Origin of the sequence: Halobacillus salinus (genome assembly GCF_004684905.1) — a bacterium.
GTDB classification, from domain to species: Bacteria; Bacillota; Bacilli; order Bacillales; family Halobacillaceae; genus Halobacillus; species Halobacillus salinus.
The window spans coordinates 1,329,498-1,341,536 of record NZ_SRJC01000001.1 but is presented as its reverse complement, the minus strand read 5'-3'; the positions used below and the strand labels follow the sequence as shown (position 1 = coordinate 1,341,536).

13 protein-coding genes are annotated in these 12,039 nt (G+C 44.5%); all 13 read left to right on the top strand.

Annotation, left to right across the window (positions count from 1 at the left end):
• Position 1: 1 nt before the first annotated feature.
• From fliQ to E4663_RS07250, 13 genes are read left to right on the top strand one after another with little or no spacing between them, the layout of a single operon-like run.
• The gene (gene fliQ / locus E4663_RS07310; RefSeq protein ID WP_079480179.1) at positions 2-271 is read left to right on the top strand and encodes a flagellar biosynthesis protein FliQ; all 270 of its coding nucleotides are present in this window, start codon (positions 2-4) and stop codon (positions 269-271) included.
• A 3-nt stretch (positions 272-274) separates the two neighbouring features.
• Positions 275-1,051, top strand: coding sequence for a flagellar biosynthetic protein FliR (fliR, locus tag E4663_RS07305; RefSeq protein WP_079480178.1), 777 nt, complete (start codon positions 275-277; stop codon positions 1,049-1,051).
• Between the two features lie 4 nt (positions 1,052-1,055).
• Positions 1,056-2,141, top strand: a complete 1,086-nt coding sequence (gene flhB, locus E4663_RS07300) for a flagellar biosynthesis protein FlhB (RefSeq protein ID WP_079480177.1) — start codon at positions 1,056-1,058, stop codon at positions 2,139-2,141.
• An 18-nt stretch (positions 2,142-2,159) separates the two neighbouring features.
• Positions 2,160-4,193, top strand: coding sequence for a flagellar biosynthesis protein FlhA (gene flhA, locus E4663_RS07295; protein ID WP_135327117.1), 2,034 nt, complete (start codon positions 2,160-2,162; stop codon positions 4,191-4,193).
• A complete protein-coding gene (flhF, locus tag E4663_RS07290; RefSeq protein WP_135327116.1) occupies positions 4,190-5,281 on the top strand; it encodes a flagellar biosynthesis GTPase FlhF in 1,092 nt (363 codons plus the stop codon). The genes flhA and flhF overlap by 4 nt, the downstream gene beginning before the upstream one ends.
• Positions 5,274-6,140 (top strand): MinD/ParA family protein, encoded by an 867-nt coding sequence (locus E4663_RS07285; protein WP_135327115.1) that lies wholly within the window; start codon positions 5,274-5,276, stop codon positions 6,138-6,140. Before flhF ends, E4663_RS07285 begins: the two co-directional genes overlap by 8 nt.
• A gap of 2 nt (positions 6,141-6,142) precedes the next feature.
• Positions 6,143-7,195, top strand: a complete 1,053-nt coding sequence (locus tag E4663_RS07280) for a protein-glutamate methylesterase/protein-glutamine glutaminase (protein WP_135327114.1) — start codon at positions 6,143-6,145, stop codon at positions 7,193-7,195.
• Positions 7,196-7,209: 14 nt separating this feature from the next.
• Positions 7,210-9,261: a chemotaxis protein CheA gene (locus E4663_RS07275; protein ID WP_135327113.1), complete on the top strand. Its 2,052-nt coding sequence runs from the start codon at positions 7,210-7,212 to the stop codon at positions 9,259-9,261.
• Between the two features lie 14 nt (positions 9,262-9,275).
• On the top strand, positions 9,276-9,743 hold the full coding sequence (locus E4663_RS07270; RefSeq protein ID WP_135327112.1) for a chemotaxis protein CheW: 468 nt from the start codon (positions 9,276-9,278) through the stop codon (positions 9,741-9,743).
• A complete protein-coding gene (locus E4663_RS07265; protein WP_135327111.1) occupies positions 9,743-10,378 on the top strand; it encodes a chemotaxis protein CheC in 636 nt (211 codons plus the stop codon). The genes E4663_RS07270 and E4663_RS07265 overlap by 1 nt, the downstream gene beginning before the upstream one ends.
• Complete coding sequence (locus E4663_RS07260; protein ID WP_079480169.1) at positions 10,371-10,868, top strand: chemotaxis protein CheD; 498 nt, start codon at positions 10,371-10,373, stop codon at positions 10,866-10,868. Before E4663_RS07265 ends, E4663_RS07260 begins: the two co-directional genes overlap by 8 nt.
• Positions 10,868-11,230 (top strand): hypothetical protein, encoded by a 363-nt coding sequence (locus E4663_RS07255; RefSeq protein ID WP_135327110.1) that lies wholly within the window; start codon positions 10,868-10,870, stop codon positions 11,228-11,230. Before E4663_RS07260 ends, E4663_RS07255 begins: the two co-directional genes overlap by 1 nt.
• Positions 11,231-11,250: 20 nt before the next feature.
• A complete protein-coding gene (locus tag E4663_RS07250; RefSeq protein WP_079480167.1) occupies positions 11,251-12,027 on the top strand; it encodes a FliA/WhiG family RNA polymerase sigma factor in 777 nt (258 codons plus the stop codon).
• Positions 12,028-12,039 lie beyond the last annotated feature (12 nt).

Sequence of the window (12,039 nt, the reverse complement as noted above, 5' to 3'; positions counted from 1 at the left end):
ATTGAACAGTCAAATGGTCATTTCATTTGCAAAAGAAGGCATCTACACCGTATTAATGGTATCCGGTCCTTTGCTTATATTGGCATTGGCAGTCGGGTTGTTGGTCAGTATTTTCCAAGCAACGACGCAGATCCAAGAACAAACACTAGCTTTTATCCCAAAGATTGTCGCAGTAATGATTGGAATGGTCTTTTTTGGACCGTGGATGTTGACGAGCATGGTGGAATTCGCTGCAAACGTCTTTAATAATTTGAATGTGTTAGTTGGATAAGCGATGCTTGAATCTATTAATCTTGCCGCATTACCTGGTTTTTTGCTTGTTTTTATCCGGGTGACATCATTCTTTGTAACACTACCTGTTTTTTCTTATCGGAATGTTCCGACCCGACATAAAGTCGCGTTCAGCTTTTTTTTAGCATTGATTATGTATTTCACCATTTCCACTCCTGTGTTGCCGCTCGATGCTACTTACTTTCTATTAATATTGAAAGAAGCAGCTGTCGGCATCAGTGTAGGCTTGCTCGCTTACATTGTCATAGGTGCCATACAAATTGCTGGTGGCTTCATAGATTTCCAGATGGGATTTGCGATAGCAAACGTCATAGACCCCCAGACTGGTGCCCAAAGTCCGCTGATCGGCCAATATCTATACATAGTGACAATGTTATTCATTTTAGCAGTTGATGGCCATCATTTGATGATTGACGGTGTGTTTTACAGCTACGATTTGATTCCAGTAGATCAATTCCTTCCACTTGAAGAAGAGAATTGGATTGCCTTTGTTATAGATGCTTTCAATCAGATGTTTGTCATTGCCTTTTTGATGGCGACTCCGGTTGTCGGGTGTTTATTCCTTGTTGATGTAGCCTTAGGAATCATCGCCCGGACTGTTCCACAGTTAAACGTGTTTGTCGTAGGATTACCGCTTAAAATTTTCATTGGATTATCTGTCCTTGTTATTGGGATGACGTTTTATGTCATGTTGATCCGAAACTTATTCGAAACCATGCTCACGACGATGCGCGAGTTCATGCAAATCCTTGGAGGCTGATGCTATGGAGTTTCTCAAGCTAGATCTCCAGTATTTTGCTGCAGATGAGAAAACAGAAAAAGCGACACCAAAGAAGAGGGAAGACACGAGAAAGAAAGGTCAAGTCCCTAAGAGTCAGGACGTGAACACCGGGTTTCTGTTGTTGCTCGTCTTCGGTATTCTTTTTCTTCTTGGTCCCTCGATGAAAGACACCATGACAGGGATGTATGAACACGCGTTTCGTGAAAATATGTTACGGGACGTTACGGAAAACCAAGTACATACCGTGTTTGTAGAAATGACTTGGGAGATCAGTAAAGTCATTGCGCCGATTATGGGGGTGGCAATTGTCGCTGGTGTAGCGTCTAACCTATTGCAAGTAGGAGTGATGTTTACCGGGGAACCGCTCAAGATGGACCTTAAGAAATTGGACCCTATACAGGGGGCTAAGAAAATCTTCTCCGCCCGTGCTTTAGTCGAGCTGGTCAAGTCACTCCTGAAAATTTCCATGGTTGGCGTCATAACGTTCTCCATCATCTGGGCAAACAAAAACCATATGATGAATGCGTCTCAGAAGTCCGTTGAAGCGGCATTGTCATTCTTCGGAACAACTACCATTATTATGGGGCTCGCTTCTGCTCTTGCTCTCCTGATTTTGTCCGTTATCGATTACACGTATCAACGATATGACCATGAGAAGAACATCAGAATGTCGAAGAAGGATATCAAAGATGAACACAAGAACATCGAAGGGGATCCTCAGATCAAATCGAAAATCAAGGAGAAACAAAGGCAGATGTCTTCTGCCAGGATGATGAGTGAAGTTCCAGAAGCGGATGTCGTCATCACGAACCCGACCCACTATGCTATCGCCATTAAGTATGATGAAGAACGGTCGGATGCCCCCATCGTCGTAGCGAAGGGTGTCGATTTTGTTGCCCAGAAGATAAAAGAAATCGCCAAAGCGAACGATGTTATGCAAGTGGAAAATCGACCGTTGGCAAGAGCTATGTATGCAGACTCTGAGGTCGATCAACCAATCGACGAAAAATTCTTTAAAGCCGTGGCGGAGATTCTTGCCTACGTGTACCGCCTCGAGAAAAAAATGTAAGGAAAAGGAGTGCCCAACATGTCAGCTAGAGACTTATCCGTATTAATTGGCGTGATTCTTATCATAGTCATGCTCGTAATCCCGTTGCCTGGGTGGCTCCTTAGCTTTTTTATCTTAATAAATATTTCACTTGCGCTATTAGTGATTCTAGTATCGATGAATATGGATGAAGCACTTAAATTCGCCGTGTTCCCAACACTGTTACTGCTGTTAACATTATTCCGTTTAGGACTGAACGTTTCCACTACACGTTCGATCTTATCAGAGGCAGAAGCAGGGGGCGTCATCGCAACGTTCGGGACCTTCGTAATCGGTGGTAACCCGCTTGTCGGATTCGTCGTCTTCGTTATATTAGTCATCATACAGTTCTTGGTCATAACAAAAGGTGCCGAACGTGTATCGGAAGTCGCTGCGCGTTTCACCCTTGATGCGATGCCTGGTAAACAAATGAGTATCGATGCGGACCTGAATGCCGGGATGATCAACGAACAGCAGGCGAAGGACCGTCGTAAGAAAATCGAAAATGAAGCGGACTTCTACGGCGCCATGGATGGTGCTAGTAAGTTCGTAAAAGGCGACGCGATAGCTGGAATCATAATCGTTTTAATCAACATCATTTTCGGATTGATCATAGGTATGGCGCAAATGAGCATGTCCTTTACAGAGGCAATCGATACGTATATGCGTCTTACTGTAGGGGATGGACTTGTCAGTCAAATCCCAGCTTTATTGATCTCCACCGCGACAGGAATTGTAGTAACGCGAGTGGCATCAGAAGGGAATCTCGGAACGGATGTGACGGCTCAACTTTTACGTTATCCAAAGCTTCTGTATATTGCAGCGGGAACCATCTTCCTGCTCGGCTTGACACCTATCCCGTTCTTCTTAACGACGTTGATCGCTTCTGTATTGGCATTCGGAGGATATTGGTTGTCAAGACAAAGCGAAGAAGAAATAGAAGAAGAACCTGAAGAAATGGATGAGGCCGAAGGAGATCAAATGAAATCACCAGAGAATGTGGTCAACCTCATCTCCATGGATCCTATCGAATTTGAATTCGGTTATGCTTTGATTCCGATTGCTGACACCAATCAGGGGGGAGACCTCCTTGACCGAATTGTCATGATAAGAAGGCAGCTCGCTATCGAACTCGGGATTGTCATCCCAGTTGTCCGGATTCGTGACAATATTCAGTTGAACCCAAATGAATATCGATTGAAGATCAAAGGGAATCAAGTTGCTCAAGGAGAACTGCTCTTGGATCATTATTTGGCTATGACACCCGGCGATGAAGAGGACATCATTGAAGGGATCGAAACCCAAGAACCCGCCTTTGGTCTTCCGGCGAAATGGATTGCAGAAGATCAGAAGGATGAAGCGGAACTGTCCGGCTATACGGTGGTCGATCCACCGTCTGTTGTCTCGACGCATATTACAGAAGTGATCAAACAGCACTCACACGCTTTACTCGGGCGTCAAGAAACCCAACAGTTGATCGATCACTTGAAAGAATCTTATCCAATTTTAGTTGAAGAGGTCACACCAGATCCGCTATCTATTGGAGATGTCCAGAAAGTATTAGCTAAGCTGTTGAGAGAAAATGTATCTGTGAAAAATCTACCCGTCATTTTCGAAACATTAGCAGATTTCGGTAAGATGACAAATGACACAGAGCTGCTAGGGGAATATGCGAGGCAGTCCCTTGCTGCTCAAATTACGTCACAGTATATGAAAGATGACCAAAGTGTTAAAGTCATTACTGTTTCTGGGAAGGTTGAGAAGGTCATCGCAGAAAACATTCAACAGACGGAACACGGTAGTTATCTGGCACTTGACCCTGAGTCACAACAAACGATCATCAGTGCTGTAGCAGAACAAGTAGAACAAATGTCGCTTCAGGAAGAAACAGCGATACTTCTTTGTTCTCCTGCTGTAAGGATGTATGTGAAACAATTGCTCGACCGCTTTTTACCACAAGTCGTAGTTTTATCTTATAACGAGTTGGAACCGAGTGCGGAAGTCCAAAGTGTAGGGGTGGTGAATGTTGCATGAAGGTGAAGAAGTTCCAGGCTCCTACTATGCCTGAGGCAATGAAGAAGGTAAAGAAAGAATTAGGACCGAATGCGGTTATATTGAATCAGAAAGTTGTAAAAGTCGGCGGCTTCCTCGGTATGTTCAAGAAAGACCAAACGGAAGTGATCGCAGCCATAGACCCTGTAGATCGAAAAGCGAATGTAAAGAAGGATACGCAGTCTAAACCAACACCGCTACCTACACGTGAGGAAAAAGGGACAACGGAGATTATGAAAGAAATCCAGTCGCTCAAGGCAATGGTGAGAAGTCAAGATTCCGTTACGACTTTCCCTGAAGGGTTACAACATGTGTATGAGCACCTTCTTTCCCAAGAAGTAGATGAGGAATTGGCAAAAGCGTGGGTACAATACGTCGTCGAACAAGGTCTGGATGACTCCCCTGTTGAAGATCAATTGACCCGCCACATCTATCAACAAGTAAAGGACATGCCATTCGGAAATGCTGAAGATCATAAGCCTTTCATCCATTTAGTAGGTCCTACTGGTGTAGGCAAGACGACGACTGTTGCAAAACTAGCTGCAGATGCTTCATTGAACAAACAGCAAAAGGTCGCCCTGATTACGACGGATACCTACAGAATCGCAGCGATCGAACAGTTGAAAACCTATGCGAAGATCCTAGACATCCCCATAGAAGTCGCATACAGCATGGAAGATTATGCAGAAGCAAGGCAGAAGTTCGCAGATTATGACCTAGTCCTTGTGGACACAGCCGGTCGTAACTTCCGTGATGCCAACTATGTGAAGGAACTCGATGAGTTGATCGAGTTCAGTGAAAACACAGAAACTTATCTCGTATTGTCTTTGACAAGCAAGTATCAAGATATGGATGACATCTATCGTCAGTTTCAGCACCTTCCCATACGGCAGTTCATTTTTACCAAACTGGATGAAACATCGAGTTATGGAGGTGCACTGAACATGGTGATGCATCATGAATTAGGCATTGCATATTTCACGAATGGTCAGGACGTACCTGATGACATCATAGAAGCAACACCGATGCGATTATCCAGGCAGGTTGTAGAAGGAGCCGTCTATGAGTGATCAGGCGGAACGTTTGCGACATCGTTTAAGACAGATGAACAGCAAGAAAAAGGCTCGAACAATTGCAATCTCCAGTGGCAAAGGAGGAGTGGGGAAATCGAACTTCACAATTAACTTTGCTCTGAAACTGATGGAACATAAGAAAAGAGTGTTGATAATCGACATGGATATTGGAATGGGGAACATCGATATTCTTCTTGGGGTCACCCCTCGGCATTCGTTTGTTGATCTTTTCAAGAACGGTAGTTCAATTCAAGAGATCATTGAGTCAGGTCCAAACGACCTTTCCTATATTGCAGGGGGGTCGGGTTTGACTGATGTTTTCCAATTGGATGAAGCGATGTTCCTTCACTTTCAATCGCAATTTGAAAGTCTGATAGCTTCATATGATTATATTTTATTCGATATGGGGGCAGGAGCCACAAATGATAGTCTCCACTTTATTTCCTCTGCGGATGAGTCCATCGTTGTGACGACACCCGAACCGACCTCTATAACCGATGCTTATGCCATGATCAAGCACCTTGTCAGAGTCGAAGCCACTTTACCTATTTCGATTCTGGTAAATCGCTCGTTGAAAGAGAGAAATGATTCCTCTTTTACAAGGCTGCATGCTGTAGTGGATCGTTTTCTTGAGAAGGAGGTCACATCACTAGGAGTCATGCCGGACGACCGCAACGTGCTGAAGGCGGTCAATCGTCAACAGCCATTTGTTCTTTCACACCCTTCCACGAAAGCAAGTATGGCGATGTCTGCGATCGTTCAGAATTATTTGAAAGTGGAGAGAAAAGAACAAATTGAAGAGAAGCCCTCATCATTCTTGTCTAGACTAAAACGTTTTGTAGTAGAGAGGTCATAATGATGAAAAAAATACGTGTGCTTATTGTGGATGATTCTGCTTTCATGAGAAAAGTGTTAACCGACATACTCAATAGAGATTACAGAATTGAAGTCGTCGGGAAAGCACGGAACGGTAATGACTGCATGAAACAATTGAAAACACTGAACCCGGATGTCGTGACAATGGATGTGGAGATGCCCCATATGGACGGGTTGGAAGCCCTCGAGGTAATCATGAAAGAGCATCCCGTTCCTGTCGTAATGGTATCCAGTTTAACTAAGCAGGGAGCAGAAAGTACTATCAAAGCGATGACACTTGGAGCGGTAGACTTCATAGAGAAGCCATCTGGGCCGATATCATTAGATATGGAGAAGGTTGAAGATCAGGTCATTAAGAAAGTACTAGTAGCAAGTAAGGCAACCGTTTCGCAGAAGCCAACAGCGAAGAGACAACAACCCATCAATAACCTTGCAAAGCACTTAGTTTCCATTTCACAACAGCCCATTATCGCCATCGGGACTTCGACTGGGGGGCCAAGGGCTCTTGACCGAGTGATTACGCAGCTCCCAGAAGACTTACCTTGTCCAATTGTCATTGTTCAACATATGCCGAAAGGGTTCACTCGATCCCTTGCAGATCGCCTCAACAAACAATCTAAAGTGCAAGTGAAAGAAGCGGAACATGAGGAAGTCCTGAAGAATGGGTGTGCATATATTGCACCAGGTGGAGAGCATTTAACCATCGTTAGAAAAGGGAAGCACTTGCATGCAGTACTGGATAGTTCAGAGCCGATCTACGGTCATCGCCCTTCTGTAAACCGGATGTTTCTGTCGCTTTCAGAGGTGGAGAACCTCCAAGTGATCTCCGTTATCATGACTGGCATGGGGGCAGACGGGACAGATGGACTTGTAGAGCTTAAGAAAAAGAAAACGAATACCTTATGTATCGCCGAGGCAGAAGAATCTTGCGTGGTATTCGGGATGCCGAAAGCAGCAATCAAATCAGGACTTGCCGACAATATTGCACCTGTATCTGAAATCAGTCAGCTCCTTACAAAAGCATTAGGAAAATAGAGGGGGAAATCGTAATGGAAAACAATCCTTACCTGGAAGTCTTTATTGATGAAAGCAAAGAACATCTACAAGCCTGTAATGATCATTTACTTAAACTAGAACAGAATCCTGAAGACTTGGCAATCGTGAACGAGATTTTCCGTTCTGCTCATACTTTGAAAGGGATGGCTGCTACGATGGGTTATCAAGATTTAGCTAACTTGACCCACCAGATGGAAAACGTCTTAGATGCCATTAGGAATGAAAAGATCAAGGTGGACTCGGATGTCCTTGACGTCGTATTTGATTCTGTCGACGATCTTGAAGCCATGGTGGTCGATATCTCGGAAGGGGGAACCGGTGAGCGTAACGTTGAGAGAGTAGTCGCTAAGTTATACGCCATCGAAACCGGTGAACCTGTCGCTGATAAAGCAGATGAAAAAGAGGAGCAACCTATACATAACAAAAGGGAAGCATTACAAATAGATGAGTTCACCCTGACAGTTCTTGAGCAATCTGCTGAGCAGCAATTGAATAATTTCGAAGTGGTTGTCACATTACGGGAAGACTGCATGCTAAAAGCAGCTCGAGTATATATGGTGTTCGAGGTGTTAGAACAGCTGGGGGAAGTCGTCTTATCAGATCCAACGGTCGAGCAGTTGGAAAATGAAGAGTTCGACACTAGCTTTACTGTCCTTCTTGTGACGAAAAGTGACCAGCAAGAGGTTGCCTCCAAAATAAATAAAGTCTCAGAAATAGAAGATGTGTCGGTAAATCATTTTGTTGTATCAGCCTATACAGAGCCCCAGGAAGAGGCTGGGCAGGAACCCGAACCTCCAAGTACATTCAATAAGGAAACGGAAACTGCGGTTGCGACTAAGCCAAAGCCTAAGCAGGAGCAACAGACGACATCAGAACCTAAAGAGCAGAAGCAAGTAGGAAACAAAACAATCCGAATCAACATTGACAGGTTGGATGTTTTGATGAACTTATTTGAAGAACTCGTGATTGATCGCGGACGCCTTGAACAGATCTCAAATGATTTGAATCATAACGAATTGCAAGAGACTGTCGAACGAATGAGTCGCATTTCAGGTGATTTGCAGAGCATCATTTTGAATATGCGGATGGTACCGATCGAGCAGGTCTTCAATCGTTTCCCCCGTATGGTCCGTCAACTTTCCAGGGACTTGAATAAAAAGATTGATTTACAGATTGTCGGAGCGGAAACAGAACTTGACCGAACAGTAATCGACGAAATCGGAGACCCGCTCGTACACCTTATCAGAAATGCTCTCGACCACGGAATAGAGGGACCTGAAGAGCGATTAGCAAAGGGTAAAAACGAAGTAGGAAGCCTTGAGCTAAAAGCATATCACAGCGGGAACCATGTCTTTATTGAAATCAGTGACGATGGTGGTGGAATCAAGCGTGAGAAGGTCATCGAAAAAGCCGTTCAGAATGGTGTCGTAACAGAAGAACAAGCAGCGAACATGAATGATAAGCAGGTATTCGAATTGATTATGTCCAGTGGTTTTTCTACTGCTGACAAAATATCAGATGTGTCTGGTAGAGGAGTCGGCTTGGATGTCGTCAAGAACACGATTGAATCACTAGGCGGTAACATTAGCATCGACTCAAGGGTCGACGAAGGCAGTGTCTTCTCCATCCAGTTACCTCTCACATTATCTATCATTTCTGTCATGCTTGTTGAAGTGCAAAAAGAGAAGTATGCGGTTCCGCTATCTTCTATTATTGAGACGGCCATTGTTAAGAAAGAGGACATCATGCACGCGCACAATAAAAAAGTGATCGACTTCCGCGGAAAAGTAGTTCCGCTCGTATTCTTAAAAGATATCTTGGAAGTTCCGGAAGCGTTAGAGGAGGACGAATACTATTCCTTAGTAATGGTGAGAAAAGGGGACAAGATGGCAGGTCTCGTCGTCGATTCCTTTATTGGTCAACAGGAGGTCGTTCTCAAATCCCTCGGAGACTACTTGTCTGGAGTGTTTGCTATTTCGGGTGCAACCATTCTAGGAGATGGCCAGGTAGCACTAATTCTTGACAGCAACGCCCTGATTAAATAGAAGGAGTGGTAACCATGACAGAAGAGAAATCCCTTGTAAAAGTAATCGTTTTTCAACTCCAAGACGAAGAGTACACAATTCCGGTTGACCGAGTAGGGTCCATAGAGCGGATGATGCCTTTCACTCGAGTACCAAGAACAGCTGCTTTTGTAAAAGGCGTGATCAACTTACGTGGTGTGGTGACACCCATCATAGATCTTCGCGAACGCTTCGGTCTTGAGGCTGTTGAAAATACGGAACAGACTAGAATCATTACCGTAACAATTAACGGCATGGACGTCGGGTTAATCGTAGATGCTGCAAATGATGTACTGGATATACAGGAAGATTCGATTGAACCTCCTCCGGAAGTGGTGGGAACGGTCGAAGCAGAGTATATCCAAGGTGTGGTGAAACTTGATCAGCGTCTCTTCATTCTACTGAATATGTCCAAAGTATTATCAGGCGATGATGTGAAACAACTGCAGGAAATCGATGTCTGATGACGTTCAGCCAACGATTGACTGACATGCATTTAGACGTTTTGAAAGAGATCGGAAATATCGGAGCTGCTCACGCTGCAACGTCGCTCTCGAAACTGCTGGATAAGAAGATCGACATGCGGGTGCCGGCGGTCCGGCTCGTCGAATTCGATGAAGTGATGGAATTAGCAGGAGGTACAGAAAAAGAAGTTGTCAGCGTCTTCCTACGTATTGAAGGCGAGGCCCCTGGTAACATGTTTTTCATCCTTTCTCCTGAACAAGGAGAAGCGTTCGTGGAGCGGATGACGGGGATCAAAGGAGTCCGTTTTGATGGGGAGGATGAGCTGGCTGTTTCTGCCCTGCAGGAATTAGGTAACATTTTATCAGGCTCCTATTTAACCGCCTTATCTGACTTCACCAAGCTCGACCTGTACCCATCCGTACCTTCGCTATCGCTTGATATGGTCGGAGCTATTTTGACGTTTGGTCTGATTGAACTTTCACAGGTCAGCGACCAGGCAATCGTTATTGAAACTTCACTTACGGATGTGGACCATGCTGAAGCAGAGGACATAGAAGGCCACTTCTTTCTGTTTCCTGACCCCCAATCCTATTATCCACTTTTCAAATCACTAGGAGTTTCGAGTTATGAATGAAGTATTGAACATCATTAAAGTGGGGATAGCAGATCTCAAGTTCGTTTCAGCGCCAGACAGGATCCGAACGTCAGGATTAGGTTCATGTGTGGGGGTGGTCCTGTTTGATCCCCGGAAACAATTAGCGGGAATGGCCCATGTGATGCTGCCTGATTCTCATATGGCCAAGCAAGAAAAAATGAATCGCTTCAAGTATGCAGACACAGCACTCGATGACTTGCTTAGGGGGCTGACAGACAACGGAGCTTCCAAATTTCGGATGAAGGCTAAGATAGCAGGTGGAGCTCAAATGTTTTCTTTCAAAACTTCAAGCGACATGATGCGTATCGGTCCGAGAAACATAGAGGCGGTCAAAGAGAAGTTAGCACAATTTCACATTCCAATTATTGCAGAAGATGTCGGGGGAAAGAGTGGCCGAACGATCGTTTTCGACCCATCTACGACGGATCTACATATAAGGAAAGTGAATCATGGAGAGGTGACGATCTGATGTCAGGAACCGTCAAATTCAATCTCTTAGGGGCTTTGCTCGGCTTTTCTCTCCTTTTTCTATTTTCATTGACTTCGAACGTATGGCAGACGTCCGTTATAAGAGGGGCTATAGGCTTTTTCAGTTTTTTCCTGATTGCATTTATCTTCAGGGGACTGTGGGGGGTAATTGCAGCGGATGCAACGAACGTTAGGGGAGGAGATGGCAGGTCTCGTGGTAATAATCAACATGATGTTGAGCAAGTGAATGAACAGTCACAGAGTCAAACTAAAGAAACAGAGGCTACGGCAGAAGAAACGTCCAAGATGATTCGATCACTATTGCAAGAGGACGAAGAAAGTCCAACGAATACAAATGATTAGAAAGAGCGAGGAGGATTCTGATGGCAAGCTGTTTGTCTCCTCAGGAACAAATTCTATGGGATTTATGGACGAACGACCAAGACGATGATGCCGCCAACCAACTAGTGGAAAAGTACGGGTACTTAGTGAGTTATCACGTCCAGCGGATAACGGCGCATCTACCGAAAAGTGTCAGTAAAGATGATGTGAAAAGCTTGGGGATGCTCGGATTATATGATGCGCTGAAAAAATTCGACCGAAAACGCGATCTGAAATTTGATACGTACGCTTCTTTCCGAATCAGAGGTTCTATCATGGATGGACTTAGGAAGGAAGATTGGCTTCCTAGGTCTGTCCGCGATAAAACGAAAAAAATCGAACAAGTGAGTGAGCAGCTTGAGCAGCAACTACAAAGGCCGGTAACGGCAGAAGAAGTTGCAAAGCATTTGGGTATGAAAGCAAGTGAAGTGGAAGAAGCGATTAAAGATTCCTTATATGCAAATGTACTATCGATGGAAGAGAAGCCGAAGGACGGGAAAGACGATCATAAAGAAGGGATCGGCTATTCCATTCCTGACCAACAAACCATTACACCTACAGAATCTATCATTCAATCAGAAAACTACGAAGAGTTAGCCAGAGAGATACAAGGTTTGAATGAGAAAGAACAAATGGTGATCAGCTTATTCTATCAAGAAGAGCTGACATTGACAGAAATTGGTCAGATTATGGATCTGACCACCTCGAGAATCTCACAAATACATGCAAAGGCCATCTTCAAGCTGAAGAATGCATTGGCAGATATCATGGAGGCCTAGGCTCTGAGGAGG